The organism is Bacteroides reticulotermitis JCM 10512 (assembly GCF_000517545.1).
In the GTDB taxonomy this organism is placed as follows: domain Bacteria; phylum Bacteroidota; class Bacteroidia; order Bacteroidales; family Bacteroidaceae; genus Bacteroides; species Bacteroides reticulotermitis.
The window spans coordinates 19,323-42,034 of record NZ_BAIV01000010.1; the positions used below are offsets into that span (position 1 = coordinate 19,323).

20 protein-coding genes, 1 tRNA gene and 2 pseudogenes are annotated in these 22,712 nt (G+C 42.7%); 15 read left to right on the forward strand and 8 right to left on the reverse strand.

What is annotated here, in order from left to right; genetic code table 11:
- Nucleotides 1–55: 55 nt before the first annotated feature.
- Nucleotides 56–847, reverse strand: a complete 792-nt coding sequence (locus tag JCM10512_RS07670; protein WP_044161912.1) for a DUF2797 domain-containing protein — start codon at nucleotides 845–847, stop codon at nucleotides 56–58.
- Between the two features lie 270 nt (nucleotides 848–1,117).
- Between JCM10512_RS07670 and JCM10512_RS07675 the strand changes: the two genes are divergently transcribed.
- From JCM10512_RS07675 to JCM10512_RS07715, 8 genes are all read left to right on the forward strand, one after another.
- The gene (locus JCM10512_RS07675) at nucleotides 1,118–1,744 is read left to right on the forward strand and encodes a nitroreductase family protein (RefSeq protein ID WP_044161914.1); all 627 of its coding nucleotides are present in this window, start codon (nucleotides 1,118–1,120) and stop codon (nucleotides 1,742–1,744) included.
- A gap of 740 nt (nucleotides 1,745–2,484) precedes the next feature.
- Nucleotides 2,485–3,042, forward strand: coding sequence for a 4Fe-4S dicluster domain-containing protein (locus tag JCM10512_RS07685; protein ID WP_044161918.1), 558 nt, complete (start codon nucleotides 2,485–2,487; stop codon nucleotides 3,040–3,042).
- 3 nt (nucleotides 3,043–3,045) lie between these two features.
- Nucleotides 3,046–3,912, forward strand: coding sequence for a CoB--CoM heterodisulfide reductase iron-sulfur subunit B family protein (locus tag JCM10512_RS07690; RefSeq protein WP_044161921.1), 867 nt, complete (start codon nucleotides 3,046–3,048; stop codon nucleotides 3,910–3,912).
- Nucleotides 3,900–5,900, forward strand: coding sequence for a CoB--CoM heterodisulfide reductase iron-sulfur subunit A family protein (locus tag JCM10512_RS07695; RefSeq protein ID WP_044161923.1), 2,001 nt, complete (start codon nucleotides 3,900–3,902; stop codon nucleotides 5,898–5,900). Before JCM10512_RS07690 ends, JCM10512_RS07695 begins: the two co-directional genes overlap by 13 nt.
- Nucleotides 5,901–5,910: 10 nt before the next feature.
- Nucleotides 5,911–6,372 carry a hydrogenase iron-sulfur subunit gene (locus JCM10512_RS07700; protein ID WP_044161925.1) on the forward strand — a complete coding sequence of 154 codons (462 nt, stop codon included), beginning with the start codon at nucleotides 5,911–5,913 and terminating at the stop codon, nucleotides 6,370–6,372.
- Nucleotides 6,365–7,165, forward strand: a complete 801-nt coding sequence (locus tag JCM10512_RS07705) for a ferredoxin family protein (protein ID WP_044161929.1) — start codon at nucleotides 6,365–6,367, stop codon at nucleotides 7,163–7,165. Before JCM10512_RS07700 ends, JCM10512_RS07705 begins: the two co-directional genes overlap by 8 nt.
- A gap of 5 nt (nucleotides 7,166–7,170) precedes the next feature.
- A complete protein-coding gene (locus JCM10512_RS07710; RefSeq protein WP_044161930.1) occupies nucleotides 7,171–8,184 on the forward strand; it encodes a 4Fe-4S dicluster domain-containing protein in 1,014 nt (337 codons plus the stop codon).
- The gene (locus JCM10512_RS07715) at nucleotides 8,177–9,022 is read left to right on the forward strand and encodes an FAD/NAD(P)-binding protein (RefSeq protein WP_044161932.1); all 846 of its coding nucleotides are present in this window, start codon (nucleotides 8,177–8,179) and stop codon (nucleotides 9,020–9,022) included. The genes JCM10512_RS07710 and JCM10512_RS07715 overlap by 8 nt, the downstream gene beginning before the upstream one ends.
- An 87-nt stretch (nucleotides 9,023–9,109) precedes the next feature.
- On the opposite strand, the gene JCM10512_RS07720 is transcribed toward JCM10512_RS07715, so the two are convergent.
- The gene (locus tag JCM10512_RS07720) at nucleotides 9,110–9,664 is read right to left on the reverse strand and encodes a DUF3575 domain-containing protein (RefSeq protein WP_244437012.1); all 555 of its coding nucleotides are present in this window, start codon (nucleotides 9,662–9,664) and stop codon (nucleotides 9,110–9,112) included.
- A 407-nt stretch (nucleotides 9,665–10,071) separates the two neighbouring features.
- Between JCM10512_RS07720 and JCM10512_RS07725 the strand changes: the two genes are divergently transcribed.
- From JCM10512_RS07725 to JCM10512_RS07740, 4 genes are all read left to right on the forward strand, one after another.
- Nucleotides 10,072–11,508 (forward strand): Mfa1 family fimbria major subunit, encoded by a 1,437-nt coding sequence (locus tag JCM10512_RS07725; RefSeq protein WP_044162062.1) that lies wholly within the window; start codon nucleotides 10,072–10,074, stop codon nucleotides 11,506–11,508.
- A 94-nt stretch (nucleotides 11,509–11,602) separates the two neighbouring features.
- Complete coding sequence (locus JCM10512_RS07730; RefSeq protein ID WP_044161936.1) at nucleotides 11,603–12,535, forward strand: FimB/Mfa2 family fimbrial subunit; 933 nt, start codon at nucleotides 11,603–11,605, stop codon at nucleotides 12,533–12,535.
- A gap of 29 nt (nucleotides 12,536–12,564) precedes the next feature.
- On the forward strand, nucleotides 12,565–14,337 hold the full coding sequence (locus JCM10512_RS07735) for a FimB/Mfa2 family fimbrial subunit (protein ID WP_044161939.1): 1,773 nt from the start codon (nucleotides 12,565–12,567) through the stop codon (nucleotides 14,335–14,337).
- A 9-nt stretch (nucleotides 14,338–14,346) separates the two neighbouring features.
- Entirely contained in the window at nucleotides 14,347–15,357 is a 1,011-nt protein-coding gene (locus JCM10512_RS07740; RefSeq protein ID WP_148298317.1) for a fimbrial protein, read from the forward strand.
- 614 nt (nucleotides 15,358–15,971) lie between these two features.
- On the opposite strand, the gene JCM10512_RS07745 is transcribed toward JCM10512_RS07740, so the two are convergent.
- Nucleotides 15,972–16,205 (reverse strand): hypothetical protein, encoded by a 234-nt coding sequence (locus JCM10512_RS07745; protein ID WP_148298318.1) that lies wholly within the window; start codon nucleotides 16,203–16,205, stop codon nucleotides 15,972–15,974.
- A 258-nt stretch (nucleotides 16,206–16,463) separates the two neighbouring features.
- Nucleotides 16,464–16,537 (reverse strand) — tRNA-Thr (locus JCM10512_RS07750).
- Nucleotides 16,538–16,643: 106 nt separating this feature from the next.
- On the opposite strand from JCM10512_RS07750, the pseudogene JCM10512_RS07755 reads away from it, so the two are divergent.
- Nucleotides 16,644–17,236 (forward strand): annotated as a pseudogene (locus JCM10512_RS07755) (TlpA family protein disulfide reductase).
- A gap of 66 nt (nucleotides 17,237–17,302) precedes the next feature.
- A pseudogene (locus JCM10512_RS07760) lies at nucleotides 17,303–19,164 on the forward strand (SLC13 family permease).
- 37 nt (nucleotides 19,165–19,201) lie between these two features.
- Here JCM10512_RS07760 and JCM10512_RS07765 read toward each other — a convergent pair.
- Entirely contained in the window at nucleotides 19,202–19,933 is a 732-nt protein-coding gene (locus tag JCM10512_RS07765) for a class I SAM-dependent methyltransferase (RefSeq protein ID WP_044161943.1), read from the reverse strand.
- An 87-nt stretch (nucleotides 19,934–20,020) separates the two neighbouring features.
- Here JCM10512_RS07765 and JCM10512_RS07770 point away from each other — a divergent pair, with 87 nt between their 5' ends.
- Complete coding sequence (locus JCM10512_RS07770) at nucleotides 20,021–20,206, forward strand: hypothetical protein (protein ID WP_044161945.1); 186 nt, start codon at nucleotides 20,021–20,023, stop codon at nucleotides 20,204–20,206.
- A gap of 227 nt (nucleotides 20,207–20,433) precedes the next feature.
- Here JCM10512_RS07770 and JCM10512_RS07775 read toward each other — a convergent pair whose 3' ends face one another.
- Genes JCM10512_RS07775 through JCM10512_RS07785 form a run of 3 tightly spaced genes read right to left on the reverse strand, consistent with a single transcriptional unit; the run spans nucleotide 20,434 to nucleotide 22,690 of the window.
- Complete coding sequence (locus JCM10512_RS07775; protein ID WP_044161946.1) at nucleotides 20,434–20,814, reverse strand: VOC family protein; 381 nt, start codon at nucleotides 20,812–20,814, stop codon at nucleotides 20,434–20,436.
- Between the two features lie 10 nt (nucleotides 20,815–20,824).
- Nucleotides 20,825–21,946, reverse strand: coding sequence for a DUF4468 domain-containing protein (locus JCM10512_RS07780; protein ID WP_044161948.1), 1,122 nt, complete (start codon nucleotides 21,944–21,946; stop codon nucleotides 20,825–20,827).
- 12 nt (nucleotides 21,947–21,958) lie between these two features.
- Nucleotides 21,959–22,690: an MBL fold metallo-hydrolase gene (locus JCM10512_RS07785; RefSeq protein WP_044161949.1), complete on the reverse strand. Its 732-nt coding sequence runs from the start codon at nucleotides 22,688–22,690 to the stop codon at nucleotides 21,959–21,961.
- Nucleotides 22,691–22,712 lie beyond the last annotated feature (22 nt).

The window sequence follows — 22,712 nt, forward strand, 5'->3', positions numbered from 1 at the left end:
GATAGCCAATCATTGCCTGATTTTCAGGTAAAGATTGGCTATCGTTTTTTTTGCGTTAAAACTCCAGGTCGATTACAAAACCTTCGTGGCTTCTGATGTTAAATACATTGTTATTGTCGAACATTAAATATTGTCCCTTTATTCCGATCAGCGTTCCTTCAACTCTCGGGACTTTCTTCAGATTGACGGAGTTTATCTTTAAGGGAAATCTTTCTACCGGGTATTCCAAGTGAAAGATCTGTTCATCTTCCAAAATGTACTGTTTAAGTTCCTCCGGGATAAATGTTCGTATTTCTTCTTTTTTGCCCGCAAGGTCCTCAAACACGGCATTGTCGATCAACATCTTTCGGTAATTGGTTTTGTCGGACAGGTGTTGTTTGAGGGCTACCTCAATCAATCCGGCTTCAAATCGGTTTGTTGTTTCAGCCAGTTTTATCGCGTATTCAGCTCCCTGATCTATCCAGCGGGTGGGAACTTGCGATTTCCGAGTTACTCCAACCTTAATGCCTCCTGAGTTTGCCAGATACACGATGTGCGGTTGCAGTTGGGCCTCTGCCTCTATCTCCAGGTTCCGGTCTGCTTGCCCCAAGTGAGCGGTGGAGAGTTCCGGATTGACTACCCATCTGCCTGTATGTGGTGATGTGAAATAACAATTCTTGCAACATCCCATGGCGAAGATTTCTTTTTCTTTGCCACACTCCAGACATTGGTAGTGGTTAAAACTGATTGCTATTTTTTGCTCCAGCAGTTGATTGACGGAAATTGTTTCGTCGTTCAAATTGAGGGTATATTGAATTGGAGAGCTGTACGCTGCTTGCATTTTGGTTATTACTCCGGTTGTTTTCATGAGGGGTTATGTATTTTATCGTTCATATCTATGCTACAATGAGCTGTATGCAAAGATAAGAAAAGCCTGGTTTTAATAGCCCTTTTCTAAACTAACTTAAAACTATTTTAATCCGTATATCAGTATTTTATGCTAAACAGCATCTAAATGAGGGCTTTTCTTACTTATTTCCAGTCGGAAGTGTTATCTTTTATTTATGAGATTGTTTTTTAAATATATTCTTTCTACTTTGGCGTACTAATTTATCGAACTGTATAAAAATAGAGAGAGATGAAGAAAATAATGTTCGTTGCGGCAACTTTGTTGCTTACTACCTTTTTGAATGCACAAAATGGAGTTGTTAAGCTTAAGAATCCGGATACAACCCGTGGCACTTCTGTGATGAAAGCATTGGCCGATCGTAAATCTACCGGTGAGTATTCCGATAAACAGTTAAGCCTGGGAGATCTGTCCGACTTGCTTTGGGCAGCTAACGGTATAAATCGCCCTGAGAATGGGAAAAGAACAGCGGCATCTGCTATGAATAGGCAAGATGTTAGCGTCTATACATTCACACCGGAAGGAGTGCACTTATATAATGCGGAGGGGCATGAGTTGATTCCGGTAGCTAAAGGCGATCATCGAAAACTGTTTGGAGAACGCGGAATGTCTCCGCTTATCATTTTGCTGGTTACAGATATAACCAAGTTTGGTGAAGTGGGAACAGCGGAGATTCGGAAAGAGTGGGGTGCTATTGATGTAGGGCTTGTTTCACAAAATATAGCATTGTTCTGTTCGGCTACCGGGATAGGAACTAAACCACGTGCAAGCATGGATCGGGATGGCATTAAAAAAATACTCGGATTATCCGAGGGGCAGTTGCCTATACTGAACCATTCCGTAGGTTATCCCAAGTAAAGAACTCGTTTTGTGTAGCAAGAAGTCGGGATGCCTATCAAGGCTTTTTGTTATATAATAATGTGTTGCCGTAAATTTGCACTTGGTTAAGCAAGCTGTAAATCAATGCTTCTGAATTGCCCTTTTTACGCTGGTTTCTTATGAGTTACGTGCAAAAAGGGGAGTGAAATAATAGTTAATAAATCTTCTTAAACCGTGCTCGTTAAAAAATAATTCTTATGTTTGTGGCGGCTATGACGAAATTAATTTGCTGTATATTCATTTTTACTCTTCTGATATTGAGGATTAACACAACTCTTGAAGGATGGAAGAAAGCCCGTATTAACGACGGTCTCTCTCTCTTTGCTATTTCTGCAAAATCAAGTGTTTTTGTTCTGTCTTCCGTTATCGAACACGGCTTTTGTAACCTACTACATGGAAGACTAATGACTATGAACCGAACAGCTGATGAGGGTATCTTAGTATCCTCTTTTCTATCTAAAAAAACGTCTTTTTCCGGCCTCTTCAACTTTAATCCTGTTACTGCAATTATGCAGGTGTTGGAGGTACGAAATGTTGGCCTACCGGTCAATAGGGGAGAAGACACTTTACTTAAAGCAAACTACGTAAAATATTCCAGTCGGCATTATCTTTATAATCGAACTCATATTTTAACTTAGTGGCTATACGTAATAGTGAATGAGCAATTCACTTGATACACTTGTATTTTAAATTAGAACCTTTTTATATTCTTAATTAACATGGAAAACAATGTAAGTCTTTCCAGATGTTTGGAACAAGAAACCGGGGTTAATGTATTTGACTGTTATCAGTGCGGTAAATGTACTGCCGGATGTGTATTAGCGACAGAGATGGAATATCCTCCAAGCTATATCATGCGGTTGTTGCAGACTAAAAATACGGCAAACGACCAACGTGTACTTCATTCCAATGCTATTTGGATTTGTTTGAATTGTGAAAATTGCATTGCCAGGTGCCCTAAAGAGATCGATATTCCTAAGGCCATGGACTATTTGCGTGAACAATCACGTGTGCAAAAGTGTGTGAATAAACAAGCTCGCCCTGTGGTTGCCTTCCATTCTGCTTTTCTTGATTCGGTAAAGTATACCGGTCGTCTCTACGAGGTGGGACTGGTTGCCGGTTTCAAAGCGCGTACGTTCCGTGTGGTACAGGACCTGAACGTAGCTCCCGGTATGTATCTGAAAGGAAAGCTGAATTTACTTCCTGAACGTGTCAAAGATCCGTCTAAGATTAAAGCGATCTTTAAGCGTACCATAGACAACACGAATAAAAAATAAAGTATGAAGATTGGATTCTACCCCGGATGCTCTTTAAACGGAACATCCCGTGAATATAACGAATCAGTCAAAGTTCTGGCTAAAGCAATGAATATTGAATTAGTCGAGATCAAAGACTGGAATTGTTGTGGAGCTACAGCGGCCCATTCCATGAGTAAGGCTTTGTCCTTGGCGCTGCCGGCTCGTGTACTTGCATTAGCCGAACAGCAAGGGCTTGATGAAGTAGTAGTTCCTTGCGCTTCGTGTTACAACCGTCTCACGGTCACTCATTATGAGTTGACGCATGATGAAGCGTTGAAAGAAAGTGTGCTAACTGCCAGCGGAATGCCCTATTATGGTAAAGTGAAAATATTGAATGTGTTGCAGCTTATTGAAAAATATATGCTGGATACACTTTCGGATAAAGTAGTGGAGCCTTTTGCTCATCAGGTAGCCTGCTATTACGGTTGTCTGTTGGTGCGCCCACATAAGATCTTAAAGTTCGACCGGTTGGAAGACCCGCAGAGCATGGATAAGATCATGGCGCTGATTGGTGCTAAGCCGCTTGACTGGGCATTTAAAACCGAGTGTTGCGGTGCGGGCCTTTCGGTATCCCGTACGGAACTGGTTGGAAAACTGTCGGGTAATATCTTGAAGGATGCGGACGACCGGGGAGCCGAAGCGGTGATTGTCGCTTGTCCCATGTGTCATTCTAATCTGGATATGCGTCGTCCGGCTGCTAACCAATACTTGAACCAAACGATAACAACACCTGTATTGTATATAACGCAGGCCATAGGATTGGCGATCGGATTGTCTCCGAAAGAGTTGGGACTTCAACGCCATTTTGTAAAGGTAAACTTAAAGGAGGCTGAAGCATGTCAAAAATAGGAGTTTTTATTTGTCATTGCGGTGAAAATATCGGAGCGACTGTCGATTGTGAGAAAGTAGCTGAAGAAGTAGCAAAGATTGAAGGAGTTGCATGCGCAATCGACTATAAATATATGTGTTCCGATCCGGGACAGACGTTAATTAAGAATGCGATTAAAGAACATGGCTTGGATGGGGTTGTGGTAGGGGCTTGCTCGCCTCGTATGCACGAACCGACTTTCCGTCGGGCTTGTTCGGAGGCAGGAATGAATCCGTATTTGTGCGAAATGGCCAATCTGCGTGAGCATTGTTCATGGGTACATGAAAAAGGAGAACCGACTACTCGCAAGGCTATCGATATCGTTAAGAGCCTGGTAGAGAAAGTAAAGCGTAACCAGCCGTTAGATCCGATACGGGTGCCTATCACGAAAAAGGCATTGGTAATCGGAGGAGGTATTGCCGGTATTCAAGCTAGTTTGGATATTGCCAACTGCGGTCATCAAGTCATTTTGGTCGAAAAAGATCCTTCTATCGGTGGACATATGTCACAGTTATCCGAGACTTTCCCTACGTTGGACTGTTCTCAGTGTATTTTGACTCCCCGTATGGTGGAAGTTGCCCAGCATCCGAACATTACGCTTTATACGTATGCGGAATTAGAGAAACTAGAAGGATTTATTGGTAACTTTAAGGCTAGCATTCGACTGAAAGCGAAGAGCATAGACGAAAAGTTGTGTACAGGTTGCGGACTTTGTACAACCAAATGTCCAACGAAAAAGATACCTAGTGAGTTTAATGCAGGTTTAGGATTGCGTACGGCTATTTATGTACCTTTTCCTCAGGCTGTTCCCAATAAACCGGTTATTGATAGAGTAAACTGTACGCATTATCGTACCGGAAAATGTGGAGTTTGTGCAAAAGTATGCCCAACTGGGGCTATTCGCTTCGAACAAGAAGATCGTATTATTACAGAAGATGTAGGAGCAGTAGTGGTTACTACCGGATTTAACGTGCTCGACACAGACTTCTTCCCGGAATATGGCTATGGAAAATATAAGGATGTAATCACCGGTTTGCAGTTCGAACGTTTGGCTTCGGCTTCCGGACCTACTTTAGGTGCTATACGTCGTCCGTCGGACGGGCAGATACCGAAGAAGATTGTATTTATAGCCTGTGCAGGTTCGAGAGATCCGGCGAAAGGCATACCATACTGTTCTAAGATATGTTGTATGTATACCGCCAAGCATGCGATGCTTTATCAGCATAAAGTACATGATGGCGAGTCTTACGTGTTCTATATGGATATTCGGGCTGCTGGAAAGAACTATGAAGAGTTTGTACGGCGTGCCATTGAAGAAGATGGCGTGAATTATCTGCGTGGACGTGTGGCACGTGTATACGAAAAGAATGGAAAACTGATTGTCAAAGGGGTCGATACTTTGCTCGGAGCTACTCCGGTAGAGATAGAAGCCGATATGGTGGTGCTTGCTACGGCAGGCGTATCCAATAAGGGAGCGGAAGAACTTGCACAGAAAATGCATATTTCGTATGACCCGTATCACTTCTTTGCGGAAGCGCATCCTAAATTGAAGCCGGTAGAGACAAATACTGCGGGTATTTATCTGGCAGGAGCTTGTCAGGCACCGAAGGATATTCCGGAAACCGTAGGAACTGCTTCCGGAGCAGCCGTAAAAGTTGCCGGTTTGTTCTCACAAGCTAATCTGGTTCGTGAACCGTTGGTAGCTGTGGTCAATCGGACCGCTCCTCCTATGTTCAGTACTTGCGTGGGATGTTTCATGTGTCAGACGGCTTGTCCGTATCAGGCTATTGAGCGTGAAGATATAAAAGACCGGAGTGGAAATGTTATCAAACAGGTAGCCCGAGTAAATCCGGGACTTTGTCAGGGATGTGGAACCTGTGTTTCATTCTGTCGCTCGAAATCTATTGATATCCAGGGCTATTCCAATGAGCAGGTTTATGCTGAAGTAATGGCATTGTTGAACTCTTAAAAGCAAATGTATGAACGAAAATAAAACAGAATTTGAACCGAAAATTATAGCTTTCGTCTGCAACTGGTGTACGTATGCCGGTGCCGACCTGACAGGAACAAGCCGGTTGAAATATGCGACGAATGTAGAAATCGTTCGTTTCCCTTGTACGGGTAGAATCGATTTTATGCTTTTGTTGAAGACATTTGCAGGAGGCGCAGACGGTATTATTGTTTCCGGATGTCATCCGAACGACTGTCATTACACTTCAGGTAATTTCCACGCACGCCGTCGTTGGATTGTATTCCGTGGATTACTTGATTTCTTGGGAATAGATGTACGCCGCATACGCTACTCGTGGGTGTCGGCTGCCGAAGGTGCCAAATGGGCGGATCTGGTCAACGAAACCGTTGCCGAAATACGCGAACTTGGCCCTTACGAGGAATATAACAAGGTCCTTAACTATCTTGAAAAGGAGGAAGCTTATGAGTAAGTTGACAGAAATAGCAGCTAAGTTGCTGCAAGAAAATGAGGTAGCCTTGGTTATCGGGTATGAAGAAGGCAGCCATGGGCCTCGTCCGTTCTTTTGCAAGAAAGCGGAAGACGCCTCCAGATTATTGCTTGATGAGCGTTGTCTGAACAATCTGGCTGTATATTTAACTAAACCCGCATTGTTGGGAAGTGGTAAAGTCGCGCTGATTGCTAATCTCTCTTCTTTGCGCTCGGTATTGCAGCTCTCAGCTGAAAACCAATTGCAAGAAGATCGGTTTGTAGTCCTGACCGCTGATTCGCAGGGAGAAGTGGTTCGTTTCGGTGGATTTGCCGAAATTGAAACTTATTTAGCCAATTTCCCTTTAAATGTTCGTGAAGAAGATCGTAAACTGCTCGAAGAGCTGAAAGCGATGCCTCGTGAAAATCGTTGGAACTTCTGGATTAACGAGATGGGCAAGTGCATTAAGTGTTACGCTTGCCGGGCGGCTTGTCCGTTATGCTACTGCACCCGTTGCATTGTAGAGGTGAACTGTCCGCAATGGATTCAACCTTGGTCGACTCCGTTGAGTAATATGGAATGGCAGATTAACCGCGTGATGCATATGGCAGGACGTTGTGCCGGCTGTGGAGCTTGTAAAGAGGCTTGTCCCGTGGGTATACCTATACACCTGATGACGCAGAGTATAATGGGAGACATTCATAAAGAGTTTGGATTGGCACCCGGAAGTGTCAGCAAAACGGGTAATGTACTCTCTACTTTTAAGGTAGAAGATAAAGAGAACTTTATAAAATAGAAGCGATGGAAAATCTACATATTAGTAAAGAAAGCCTTGAGCAATGGCTTCATCAGATGGTGGAGTCCGGTAAGCGTGTATTTGCTCCCGTAGAATCAGGTGGAAAAGTTGATTTCAAGCGTGTTGCTGTGGGAGATAAAGTTGCGACTGACTATGTGCAGACAGTGCAATCGGCTAAACGGTTTGCTTTTCCGAAAGCGGAAGTTTTATTTTCTTACCGCAAGGAAGGAAAAGAGACAAACTTGCAGGAGCCCGATCTGGGAGCGATTCCGGAAGCTATTCTTTGGAAGATACGCCCTTGTGACGTGGCAGGTTTTAGTCCGCTGACCGGAATATTCAATTGGGACTACGAAGATAAGTTCTATAATGCACGTCGGAAAAAACTGACACTGATCAGCTTTAGCTGTATCCATTCGGATCAATCCTGCTTCTGTACGTCAGTGAATGGTGGCCCGGGCAATACACAAGGAAGTGACGTGCAAGTTACGGAACTACCTGACGGAAGTGCTTTAGTTGAAGTTCTGACTGAGAAAGGAGAAGCGTTGGCGAAACAGTATTTAGCAGATGCTAGTCCGGCAACAGACGTGGAAAAAGAGAAGTACTTGGCAACTGTTCCCGTTCGTTTTACACCGGAAGCTATCCGGGAAAAACTGGAAAACGCATTCGACAGCCCCATTTGGAAAGAGCAATCTGAGCGTTGTCTAGGCTGTGGTGCTTGTGCTTTTGTTTGTCCTACTTGTGCTTGTTTTGATATGCAGGAAAACGCGAAGGGAACTTCCGGGCAACGTGTGCGTTGTTGGGACTCTTGTGGTTTCTCTTTGTTTACGCTGCATACTTCCGGACATAATCCCCGTTCGACTCAAAGTACCCGTTGGCGCCAGCGTATTCTGCACAAATTCTCTTATATGCCCGACAGAATAAAAGAAACCGGCTGTACGGGATGCGGGCGTTGCTCGCGTGCTTGTCCCGTAGATATGAACATATATGAACATTTAACATCGATAGCTAATCATGGATGAAAAGTCTGAAAATATATATCTTCCTCACCTGATGGTGATAGAGAAAATAACGAAGGAAGCCCCCGGCGTCAAAACTTTCCGTTTACGGTTTAAAGATGAAAAAGAAGGTGAAGATTTCCAATTTATAGCCGGCCAGTTCGGTGAGTATTCCGCTTTTGGTGAAGGCGAGTCAACATTTTGTATCGCTTCCTCACCCACTCGCAAAGGATACATTGAATGTACATTCCGCCAAGCCGGGCGAGTTACGACCGGATTATCTAAACTCGAAGAAGGAGACACGATGGGATTTCGTGGCCCTTTTGGAAATACATTCCCGCTCGATGAGTGGAAAGGAAAGAACCTCTTGTTTGTAGCCGGAGGTATTGCGCTTCCTCCCATGCGTTGTGTCATCTGGAATGCACTCGATACGCGTGAGAATTTCAAAGACATAACAATTGTTTATGGAGCTAAGTCTGTGAATGATTTGGTCTATAAAGAAGAGTTGAAGGAATGGGGAAGCCGTCCGGATGTAAAGCTAGTAACAACCGTAGACCCGGGTGGAGAAACTCCCGATTGGAAAGGAGAAGTAGGCTTTGTACCTTCCGTTCTGGAAGCTGCCTCTCCTAATAGCGAAGATACGATAGCCATTGTATGCGGCCCTCCGGTGATGATTAAGTTTACTTTCCCCGTGTTGGAGAAGCTGGGCTTTAAAGATGAGAATATTTATACAACGCTTGAAAACCGTATGAAGTGCGGAGTAGGTAAGTGCGGACGTTGCAATGTAGGCAAACTGTATGTCTGCAAAGATGGTCCTGTATTTACCAAAGCCGAATTGAACGATCTCCCTCCCGAATACTAAGTTAGTTGATATTCCTTATATAAGAAAAAGCCTGATAGCCAATCCGATTTCGGAAGAGGCTATCAGGCTTCTTTTATTTCGATGTCTTTATTTGATCATGTAAATGAGATTAATACCGGCTTTCGTAGGTCCCCAGTAATTGCGATTGCTCTCTTTTACTTTATTTCCGCATGTTCCACATTTATATTTACTATAATCCAAATGGGCATATCCGGCACCAATAGTCGTTTCGATGCTCCACCTCTTGCTTAAAATCCAGTGATACCCTACCGAAATGCCTCCTCCATATAGATTGCCTTCATAGCGAATACCTTTTAGACCAAGAATTTTGATACCTCCTACATTGTATTCGGCATAGTGTGCATGTAGGCCCATAAAGGCTCCGTTGAAACGTTCGCAGAACCAGTAACGCAGTTCCGGTTGTACTAACCAATGTTTTATTTTCTTATTATCGGAAAACTCCCAAGGATTGTAATTGGCCGAGATATCCAAGGTCAACTTGGGAGACAGGCCGAATTCGACTCCAAGGTTTGGGGTAGTGGTTGCCCCATATAAGAGATTGGTCTTTATTCCCAAAGTGGGAAGGTAGGAATCTTGTTGCTCATTCTGCGCTTGTACGATACTTGCGAGTAAGAGACTCATGCAGATTGAAAGAACCTTTTTGCTCATTATCCTATATGTTTATGGTTAGTAGGGAAAGAACACCGGATTACATTTTTGTTTTCCACGTTTTCTTCTATGGAATATAGAACACAAATCTGTCGGAAAAGTTCAAGAATAAATGTTAATGAATTTCCATTTTGCAAATAAGTACCTTATAAAATCTTTTTTATGATTTCGTTCTGAACATTTTATTTTATGGATATGTTGTAGTATGACCTTTTTCAAAGGCTAATTCTAATATATTGAAAATCAAATGTTAGTTCTTTGATTGAGGGACTAGATTTGTTCAATACTAAACTTGCCTTATACTAAGGAAATGTTTAAGGATCATGGAATTCGCTTGTTAGTATTGGCTCAGAGTAATTATTTATTTAACAATGCAAGTTATGAATTTAAAGAGTTCTTTTTTATTGGGAATGGTTGCACTCGGGCTTAATGCCTGTACCAACGACAGTGATCTGACAGGAGATCAGGGAAATGGAGAAGGAGATCCTACGTATATTACGTTGTCGGTATCTTTACCTTCTATGGGTGCCCAGAGACTGGCATCAATTTCGGGAACAGATACAAGAGCACTTCCTGAAGATTATAATCCGGATGGAGATTATGAAGGGCATGATGCGGTTGAAACTCTTGATGTGTACATGATGTCGATTGCCGACAGAACGGTAGAAACCCATCGGTTTACCGGATCTCAGATAACATCTACAGGTAGTGTTGTATCAACCAGTCAGCCGTTTAAAACAACTTCCGGAAGAAAACAAGTTCATATTGTATTGAATAGTCCTAGTCCGCTTACTGTAGCGGCACCTACGGATAATGAACTTATGGCTACCGCGGGGTTAGCCCGAATGAAGACCGTATCGGGGAAAAATTATGATGTCATCATGATGACCGGTAGTGGTGTAGCCACTATCGAACCGGACATAACGGTGCAAGAGGTGTCTAATGGTGCCAATCGTGTGTCGGTTATGATGACTCGTACAGCATCTAGAGCGATTGTTACTACTTCTGCTTCACCGGATATAAAGGATGCGAATGGAGTTACTTTGGGTACACTTTCCAATCTTACCTATTCTGTGGTGCAGGGAACAAACAAAATCTATTTTATGTCTCAAGCCAATTACGTAACATGGGGATTCGATTATGTGCCTATTGCTTCCGATTATGCTACAACTGCTTCAACTTATTATGATTATTCCGATCTGAGTACGCCGAGTGCAATACCTGCCAAACCGGTAGCAGCCGACGGTTATAAAGAGCTTCCGGGAAAATTCTTATTTGAAAACACCCATACTTTGGGGGAAAATAGGGCCAGCCATTACAAAAAAGGAAATACTGCTTATATCTTGGTTCGAGGTAAGTTTACACCTATTGCAGCAGCTATTGCAGATGGTGGGGCATTGGTTAACGGAACATTCTATGTGGGGCAGACTGATGGTAAAATCTATTCCAGCAAATCTGCTGCTCAGACGGCTGTTCAAAACCAAAAAGTTTCTGCTTACGAGAAGGGTAAGATGTTATATTTTGCTTGGCTGAACCCGGACAATATCCAATCTCCTTATAATTCACCGGTATTGAGAAATAACATTTATCACGTGAATATAAACAGTTTTGCTCGATTGGGTATGACTTGGAATCCGCTTTATCCGGAAGATCCGAATACTACTAATCCGGCCAATCCGGACCCGAAACCGTTGAATCCTGAGGAGCCGGAGAACCCTATCAGCCCGATCGACCCATTGACTGTGGAGCATACGTATATGACTGTTGATGTCAGTGTGCTGAATTGGACTGTACACTCTTATGATGTAGATTTCTGATTCGAGCAATAAGTAGGAACCTGTTTTTCGGAGAGTTATTGGTCTGCAAGTCGGCAGACCGATAACTCTCGGGGAACACGAATAAATTAACCATATGAACTTCCGATATAGCTTCATTTTAGTCATGACGTTGATTGTCTTATTCCTGTTTTGGGGATGTATTAAAGACGATTATGCCGATTGTACGCAAGGAATCAGAGTCTCGTTTTACTCCCAGAACCCTTGTCAGGCTGAGCGTAGTTATCCTGAACAAATAAAAGATCTGACACTTTTTGTTTTCGATAAAAATGAGGTGTTGGTGTCGTATAAGCAGGTGAATGCTGTTGAATTGCAAAAGGACTTTTCGCAGCTTATCGAGACCGAAAGCGGTATGTATTCCGTTTTAGCTTGGGCAGGATTGGCACCGGATCTTTATGAAATGGTTGGTCCCCAAGTTGGAACGACTCAAAAGCAGACACTTCTCTTTCGACTCAAACGAGCTTCCGAAATAGCTTCGAGTATAACCGATACGCGGCTTTATTTCGGCGAAAGCACACTGGCGTATGTTCCCAATGCAGGAGAGAAGGGGACCATCTACGAAGATGTTTCGGTTAATATGCAGGAGGTGACCAACCGGCTTGAAGTCTCAATTGAAGGTTTGCCGAACGTGCAGGACTATGAAGTTGTGATTGAATCGAACAATGGAGCGATGAATATAAACGGAACGATCGCTACCGATGAACTGATTACGCATACTTCGGAGTCAACCGATGAGTCGGGTGTGCTACATGCTCGTTTTACACTTCTGAAACTTGCCACCGGATATACCCATACAATTGTGGTACGAGATAAACCGCATGGAACAGAATTGTATAGAGGTAGTTTGTTGGGGACTCTTTTACTGAAGAACCCTTCGGTTAATTTGGATTGCGATCATGACTTTACAATTAAATTCACAACCAAGGATCAATGCAGTTGCGGCACTTATACTATCATGGAAGTGTGGGTAAACAACTGGTTGGTGCATAGTTATGAGACAGAAATGTAAGTACGGGTCAAACTATTAAGCAGCAAATTATGAGATTATTGAATAATATAGCAAAGATGCTGAGTCGGATGTCACTCTGTCTGATTCTCTCTCTGTTCGTAGGTTGTGTCGATGACGAACAGCCTACGAACCCAGAGACGAACGAACGGGCAATCATCTCCTTATCTTTACAGGCTGCATCTTCCAGTATCAATGACGATCAATCTTCGTGGGAAGATCGTGTGGACGAGCTGCGAATGATCGTATTCGACGCGAATAGCGGAAATGTGGTATTTAATCAGCGACTCTATTTTCCCAATGGGTTTAAGAACAAGAGTAAAGGTGTCAGCTTGCCAACCGGTACATTCGATTTCTACTTTTTCGCTAATGAGACGGCTTACGATCAAACGTTTGGCACAGCTTTGACGTCGTTGACGAACGTTTCGGACTTTAAGACTGACAAACGATTTAGTTCGCTTAGCTATAATCCCGACTTCTTGCCCGACGGTTCCACCTCCAGTGGACGCTTTCTAATGTCCGCCATCTATAATCAGGTGACGATTGCGAGCGGTGGGACAGAAGCCAGTCCGTTGCCGCTGAATATACCGACAAGCAAGGTAGAATTGATCAGAGCACTGGCTAAGGTGCAGGTAATCTTTAGGAAGAAAGTACCGGGAAGCGAAATTCCGGCCAATACAATTACTTCTGTGAAACTTAAAAATGTAGCATCCGACTATTCGGTTCCGCCTGTCGACAATTACTACACAGGTAGTCGTCGGGATTCAAAAACCGCCGGGTTGACACGACTGAGTTATGATCGCGACAGTCTTGGAGCGGTTCAATTCTATATTCCTGAGTTCTTAACTCAAGATGATGCTGCGGTGCATACATTGTTGAGTATTAATAATAAGGAATATCCGGTAGAGTCTGATATGTCGCATACGGGTATCTTGTTGCAACGCCGAATTGTACCTTCTATTTCACACTATAGTGTTATCCGAAATTATCACTATATCATTAATGCGTATATCAACTCCGAAGGGGGTATACAGTTGAAGGTTAACATCCAACCTTGGCACAAAGACGAATACAAGTATATCTTTCAGGATGATAAAGAGATTGTTATTCCTCCGGTAACACCTACCGATTCGAGTTTGATTATTCCTACCGAATGTGGGAAAATCGAAATGCTTAATTACAATGAGGTTTTACCTAAAGGTCTGCAAGGAGCGTATAATGATGAAGTCAACTATTACGATCCACAAGTGGGCGGACCTATTATCTATAAAGGGAACCCACCGTATTATTGCGAAAAGAAGTACGGAAAAGGATGGCGACTGATTAACTCGTGTGAGTTGATGTCGTTCCTGGCTCTTTTCGATAAGACGTATCGTATTTGGGCATCGAATACGAATGAAGGAATTAATGATAAGCTGCCTTTATATCCTTTGCGACTTCGGCAGGATGCACAGGCCTTGTTGGAGAAACTCTCCGGTGTGGACCTGTCGCAGTACGTGCTGACCGATAATGGAGTCGATCCAATGAATGATGATAAACTGGATATAATCGACAAGTACTTTACTCCGGGTGATATTATGATCAAGGAAGAAGATTTCTCAGGTGGATGGCCTTACGACGCACCGCCAATGAATAATGGAGAGAAGTGGTTTTATAGTGAGGTCGTTATTCAAGTGAGAGGTTTTTGGTATCCCGGATATTATGATTTGAGCGTTCCCGGCAATAAGGAGAAAGTGTTGTATGGAGAATTTCAGCGATACGACTATTACAGCACAGTATCTCGTTGTGTGCGAGTTGTGCAATAAACCGAGCTTATGAGAAAAATATACGGATATATAATACTAGTTCTGTTAGTGCTTTGGCTTACCAGTTGCACGGGCGAACAGGAACTTGTGTGGCAACTGCCCGAGAAGCAAGTCGTGCTCAAACTATTTGCTGAGGGTAACATCACGTCGCGCGTTATTGATTCGGATAATACAGCCGAAGAGCAGACTATCAATAACCTCAGTGTGTTTTTTACAGATCCTTCTTCGGATGCGGTAACCCATAAGTTTGTGTATTCTGGTTTTTCGGAGGTAAGTGATTATAAGCTTGTAACTCTGCCTTTAGACCCGGCTACTTTGGGCACCAAAGATATTTATGTGGTGGCTAATTGTGATAATGAAGTGGCGTTAAATGCTGTTCAAACGATAGATGACCTGAAGTTATTAACTGCTGCAAAGGTGAACAAGAACAATCTGCTACTTCCTTTGAATGGAATAGCGATGTACGGTACTACGCCCGCGTTCGACTTTAACATCGGAAGCAGAAAAGAAGCCGTGGTTACCGTGGTCAGGACCTGTGCCAAGTATCGGTTGAAGCTGACCTTCCCGGATAATCCACAGCTAAGTAGTGATAATCGCTTTTTGATAGCCAATGCGGCAACCTATACCTATATTATAAGGAACGAGAAGGCTGTGCTGACTGATAATGATTATTTCACCTACGCTTCTGCTATTCCGTTGGTTGACAATGGTTCGCAGGCGTATACCTACTCCGCTTATGTGTATGAAGCCAGTCGGATTCCCCGGTTATATTTTTATACTCATGCCGACAGTAGCACAGATAAGCGGGAATACTCGGTTGATCTGCCGGTTCCTTTCCGGAATTACTTATACGATATCCTATTGGAAGTTTATGAGTCTCCTTCCGATAGCCGTACGAGGACAGCTAATTCGGATAGTAACGCTGCCCAGGTGTGCAGAATGAGCGTGGATACCTATGACGGGAATGGAGAGCTTGTCTCTTATCAGTCAACCGAACTGCATTCGGATAAAGTCAATTAAATACCGGGATAAGGTAAATGGGATTCAATCCCATAGAGGAGGGATAAGGCGAACACAGGACAGCTTAAAACGAAAGGTTATAGGTGATTGGACAAAAGTCTACACCGGATTGTCTGTCTTATACCTAAGAAACTTTTTTCTCATGCTGATGAAACTTTTGTTTCTTGCCTGTGAGAAAAAAGTTTCATCAGCATGAAACAGCTTGAAACAACCGATGTCTTTTACCGATTCAGGCAGGCGAACCAATCACATATCGGCGATTTACATACCTTTCCTCAGTGTGTTGTTCTTCTTTTCTACGACTTATCAAAACGAAGCAATACATGCGAGAAATGCATCTAGAATGGATGGGAAACACTGCTCTTTAAGAATATCTCTTATTGTATTGATTATGTGTTTGTTGAATGCCAAATAGTGAGAGCATAATAGATGACGTGTTTTCTTTCTCGTAGGGTAGGGGCTACAGCGTAAACGGGAACATTTATATGGAGATAAACCTCTCGTTTTTAGACTATTGGGATTATCCAAAATAGTGGATAGTCCCGAATCTAAAGTATTCTATTGATACCCAATGGTGGACAGTGCCGTGCCCGAATGAAATTCCGTCATTCGCTTTAGTAATTCTCTATCACTTTATTCCCGAATATATCTTTTTTGATTGTTTTCTTATTACCTTTCTCATCCTTGATGATTGTGTTTCCAAATATGTCTTTCTCGACAGTTACTTTGCCCTGATCACTCATTATATATTCGTGACTATCTTCGGTTAAGTTTGCAGCGTATCCCTTTGTAGCAAAAGGAGACAATATGAATTGTGCTGTAAGTAGGATAAATAAATAATGTTTCATGTCGTTTGATTTTGGTTTATTACAAAAATAGGACAGGAAAACCGTACTAAATAGGTGAATACTATAATTAGCGATAGGGAAAAGTCTAAGAGTCTATACTTTATGCTAAGAGGAGAAAATATTACGGAATATTTAGATCGAATATAATCTGTGTAAGTTGATATTCTTCATAGCTTCACTGTAATACGAAAGTGGCAGTCATCCGACGCAAAAAAGAACAGCATCCGGAAAATACTTCCGAATGCTGTTCTTTTTGTGAGCCTCTTGTCGGATTCGAACCAACGACCCCGAGATTACAAATCACGTGCTCTGGCCAACTGAGCTAAAGAGGCTTTTTTAACGCTTTTTGCGGGTGCAAAGGTAGGAATTTCTTTTAATCTTGCAAATACTATGCGTACTTTTTTTATCTTTGCGTTTTAACTAGATAATTGACAAAAGATGAAGAATATTTATTTGAATGCGTTTGCTATGTTTTTTCTAGCAATAAGTATAGGCGCTTGTTCTGGGGCGAAAAAAGGAACAGTAAATGCTGAAAATGTGATAGATAGTGTAAGTAATGAGCTTTCTACACAGGCCGATAGTACCGGATATATAGTACGTGTGGGTGATGTAGCACCCGATTTCAAAGTGGTGCTTACTGATGGTCAAACCGTCTCTCTATCTTCTCTCCGGGGAAAGGTTGTCATGCTGCAGTTTACGGCAAGTTGGTGTGGAGTGTGTCGTAAAGAGATGCCGTTTATTGAAAAAGATATCTGGCAAAAGCATAAAGATAATAAAGATTTTGCGCTGATTGGCATTGACCGTGACGAACCTTTGGAAACAGTCCTGAGTTTTGCCAAGCTACCGGAGTGACTTATCCGATGGGACTTGATCCCAATGCCGATATATTTGCCAAATATGCTTTGCGCGATTCGGGTATCACACGCAATGTGCTTATCGACCGCGAAGGGAAGATCGTTAAAATGACTCGCTTGTACAATGAAGAAGAATTTGCTTCCTTGGTAAAGCAAATAAATGAAATGTTAACATAAAGATAAATCGTCGGGCCTCTGCATTAGCGATAAGCTGGAGGCTCGATTTAGTATAATATATATAATATGATTATAACCCTTATAATTTTATTTCTATCCGCTGTCTTTTTCATGAGCGGTAAAGTTCGTTCCGATCTCGTTGCACTTTGTGCTTTAGTCTTATTAATCATTTTTCAGATCTTAACTCCCGAAGAAGCGCTTACAGGCTTCTCCAACTCTGTTGTAATTATGATGATCGGCCTCTTTGTAGTGGGAGGCGCTATTTTCCAGACCGGCTTGGCGAAGATGATCAGTAGCCGCATCCTGAAGTTTGCCGGAACCAATGAATTGAAGCTTTTTATCCTAATCATTTTAGTAACTGCCGGTATTGGTGCTTTTGTAAGTAATACCGGTACGGTGGCGTTGATGCTCCCAATTGTAGTCAGTATGGCTATGAGTAGCAATATCAACGTAAGTCGTTTGTTGATGCCGCTTGCTTTTGCAAGTAGCATGGGAGGGATGATGACATTGATTGGTACACCGCCTAACCTTGTTATTCAGAATGCTTTGGTCGAAGCTGGTTACAAACCCTTGACTTTCTTCTCCTTTACACCCGTCGTTGGTAAGTATAGTGGTAGGTTTGGCCGTTCTGATTCCTTTGAGTAAGATATTCCTGACTAAGAAGACTGATAAAAATACTCGGAAGCAGAAGAATAAATCGTTGCACGAATTGGCCGGCGAATACCAGATCTCTAAAAACCTGTGGCGTGTACAAGTCGATCCGGGTTCTCCATTTGTGGGGAAAACGATTCAGGAAACAGGAATCTCAAAGTATAGCATAACTATTCTTGAAGTCAGACGCAAGACGCCTAATTCGCGCCGCTTCTTCAAAACAACCATGAGTCAGGAGATGGCTGGTGCAAGCACGCTTGTGCAGGAAGAAGATATCTTGTATGTATTGGGTGAATTTACTGTTGTGCAGGAGCTCGTGCAAGAGAACAAACTTCATTTGTTGGATAGTCATACGCCTGAAGGAGCATCACAGATGAATGGTGAAGACGAATTGCAATTTCAGGATATTGCATTGCCGAGATTCTTATAATGCCGGATTCGCGTTTGGTAAACCAGCAGGTAAAGGAATCCGGATTTCGCCAAAAGTTTGGAGTCAACATTCTGGGCGTACAACGGAAACGCCAATATCTACTTAGCGAGTTGAAAAACGAGAAGATGTATTCGGGTGATGTGCTTTTAGTGCAAGGATCGTGGGAGAATATAGCCCGGTTGACTGATGATCAATCCGACTTGGTTGTATTGGGACAACCTCTGACAGAAGCTGCTAAGGTTACACTGAATCATAAAGCTCCGGTAGCTGCCTTGATTATGCTTGCTATGGTAGTGAGTATGATGTTCGACTTTATTCCGATAGCTCCTGTTACCGCAGTCATGGTAGCCGCCCTTTTGATGGTGCTCACAGGTTGTTTGCGTAATGTGGAAGCTGCTTATAAAACAATTAACTGGGAGAGTATCGTTTTGATTGCTGCCATGCTTCCGATGTCTTTAGCTTTGGAAAAGACGGGAGCATCCGACTACGTGTCGCAGTCGTTGGTTAATAGTCTGGGTGCTTATGGACCCTATGCACTGCTAGCCGGTATCTATTTCACAACCTCTCTGATGACCATGTTTATCAGTAATACCGCTACTGCCGTACTATTGGCACCTATTGCCTTGCACGCGTCAATTCAGCTGGGGTTGAGTCCTTATCCATTCCTATTCGCGGTAACTGTGGGAGCCAGCATGTGTTTTGCTTCTCCTTTCTCTACTCCGCCTAATGCTTGGTGATGCCTGCCGGCCGATATACCTTTATGGATTATATAAAAGTCGGTTTGCCGTTACAGGTCATTATGGGTATTGTGATGATATTTGTTTTGCCTTTATTGTTCCCTTTTTAAATCGGAACATTAGCTATAGAGCCTCTCTCGGAAATTCCTAAGAGAGGCTTATTTTTGCCAGATAATCGTAATGCTTACCCTCTTTGATCAGCTCTGCTGTAAAACCGTATTCCGAAGCGTATAGACTCAATGTCTGAAAGTCGATATACAGCCAGTCGAACACATCTCCTTTGATCTCTTTGTATTGCATTTGGAAATCTACTTCTCCGTAATAATCGCCTGCCAGATCGATGAGCATACTGCCGTCTTCTTCTTCAAAGAGATAACGCAGATCGCTGGAATCCATTAGTATGTATCCTCCCGGACGAAGAATACGTTTCATCCGTTGAAAGAAAGTAGGCAGGTTGCTTAGTTTGCCTATAATGCCCGAGCCATTCATCAACATCAGAATCGTATCGAACGTATCGGTAAATGTTTCATCGAAAAGATCGACTAGCCGTACGTCTTGTACACCTCGTTGCCGCATTGTTTCAATGGATAGGGGAGAGATGTCAATGGCGCAAACCTCTTTATTCATCTCCTGTAACGCCAATGCATGACATCCACTGCCGGCGCCTGCATCGAGTATCTTACCCTCGGCCAGTTGCAAAGCAGTTCGCTCTAACAGAGGCATTGTCTGGAATTGACGGAACAATTGCTTGACAGGAATCTGGTCTTCATCGAATTGAGAAGAGAATACACGTAGCCGATCGGCTTTATGATGGTGGAAGTAATCAGCAATAGCAGCACCCATCGGGTCCTTTTCTGCAGAAAGAATCGTAGTGTTCATTCGGGTGATTGTATTTTGTTAATAAACACAAAGATAGGGAATTCGGGGAAAAGGATTATCTTTGTAGCCCGAAAATATGAATAAATTATGAGTATAGAAGACGTAATCATGGAAGGTCTGGTCTTTAAAGGAAAGAAAGACAAGCCAAAAGAAGAGGAAAAAGTGAAAACGAAGGCGAAAAAGGCTACGTATATTCGTGGCCAACATGGTTCCGGAGCTGCCAAAATGAAAGCAGACATTCGGAAAAAAAGAGCTGGTAGACATAAAAAGTAATTCGGCCTTTGGCTGAGGAACTTATTGTTGTAGAATAATAAGGAAGAATCTGGTGCGGAAGCTCGCATACAGATTCACTTTATATAGTTGGTATTCCCTTATTTTGTTGCGTCTCACTTACTTGTTGCATGCAATGAAATAAGGGAATACTGTTTAGGTAAACCATAAAGGTCCTTTCCCCATGCAAGAGGAAACGACCTTTATATATACTAAATCTCTGAATGAGACTATTTCTTTATTGGCAGAACTTCAATCCAGTAATCGTCCGGATCATTGATGAAGTATAGCCCCATCGCTGTGTTCTCGAAGCAAACGCAATCCATTTCTTTATGATATTGGCGCACGGCATCATAATCGCCGGCAACACGAAAGCATAGATGGCTTTCGTTCTCACCCAACTCATAAGGATTCGTATGATCTTTCAACCAGGTTAATTCCAGTAGAAAGCCGGTTTCGTTATCTGTCAGGTAGACCAAGATGAAGGAACCGTCGGCTGCCTCTTTGCGGTGGTGTTCTTTAAGACCAAGTGCTTTATCGTAAAAAGCGATGCTGCGTTCAAGGTCGGTAACATTGATATTGAAATGATCGAATTTGCTTTTTATTTCCATAACTACAGTTTTATTGCTTGATCAAAAGTTTTGTAATCTCTCCGACGTAGGTACGAGGTTGTCCTGCTTGTGGAGAAACTTGTGCCGGCAGCTTCTTACATTCGATAATTGCCGACGGAATTGTTTGGTTGGGTGCGTATAGCTTAATTGTATACTTGTCGGCTTTCTCAATGGCTTCGTATGATTGATCTGCCGAAAGCGTGCAGTAAGCAACCGCTTTCCCCGATTGATAGCCGAGTGCACCGCCTGCGTTGGCTGTCATATTCGTCATATTGAATTCGTCAGTGCCGATGGAGATAACAAGTTTACTGTTGCCCATCAGTGCATAGACATCACCCGGTATTTGTTTCAGGTCGGCTTCTTTATAGTTAGGAGTACCGGTTATTGTTGCGGCCGGTGTGCTCGGAACGATAGTTGCTGCGGGAATCACTGTCTGAACTGGTTCTACAGTGGCTACTTTAACTCCTGAAGATTGAATTACAACTGGTCCTGCGGAAGTTACAATAGATGGTTTCTGTTCTTCTTTCTTTTGTGCTTTTACGCGCGTGTCGGGTGCTCCGAATGCAACAGCTGCATCCATAAATACATCGTCGGCAAAGTCAACGGTTTTTCTACGCCATTTGGCTAGTCCACGTACCAACTTTGTTTTGGTTTTATTCAGGGCATACTTGTCTGTTATCCACTCTTCAGCTCTGTATTTCTCTGTATCCCGATAGGTGAAGCGGAGTTTTTCCAATTCTACCAGACAACTACCAGTTTTACAAGTTACCGTAATTTGATAATTGGTTAAAGTACGGTCTAACGATAAGGCGCTAGAGGTGAATATGATCCACTCTTCGCCTATACCGGCTATGGTTCCTTTCTCTTCATCAGAAAAAACAACGCGGCTTTCTTGGTTTTTATTCTCTTGCAAACGTTCATTCATCCATTTTAAGGCAGTATTGAATACTTGCGTCTGACTCATTCCGGGAATTTGAATTTCTTTAGAGAATACTACTTTACCATCTACTTCCGGAACAGCACCGGCAAGATATCTGGTATCATCTCTTTTTTCTTTCTGACTATCTGCTTGCATCGCTATTGGTAAGCATGCCAGAAACATGGTAAGAAGTAGGATCGTTAACTTATTCATATCAGTATGTGTTTATTTAGTAATTTCAAAACTCTCACCTCGGTGTGTAATGCTAATGAATCGGCATCCTTTACTTTCGGCAAACGGGCCAAAGGCATTGCCGCCTTCATAGTCTTCACTGAAGTGCATGGGTGCAAATATAGTCGTTTTTATTTGTTCAATGAACTGTTTGGCGCCTTTCATATAGTCCTTTCCCATTCTCCGATCCACTGGGAATAGGGTTAAATCAATGATCGGAGATTTTTCTTTTAGATATTTAACTTCTGCAAGAAAGTCACCGTTGGCTTTTTTTATTTCTTCTTCGGTCGATTCTTCGCTCCAATGCCAATTATTTAAGTCGCCCGCATGGAAGATGTGCCAATCGTGTAGCTGAATCAGGAATGAACTACCCACATCGGTAGAACCATATGCTTCTATATGAAGAGTTTCATCTTCATAAGTTTCTCCTTTTTGTATAAATACGCCGTCACCGACTTTTGCTCGTCGATGTTTCAGAATATCTTTAGAGAGTATATATTGAATGTCCGGATGTTGTTCTTTCCAATTGAATATTTCTGGGTTGAAGTGGTCGGGATGAAAGTGTGTGGCCAATACATATAGCTTACCGGGTCTTTGCAGAAGGTAATCATGTACGATTCCCCGGTTAAACTCTGTTTCCGAAGAATCTTTATAGTAATCGATAATAATGGTTACGTCTTCTGCCTGAATGGCAAAACCACTATGATAAATATAATTCAGTGTCATAAGCTGATTATTTTATTGTTGC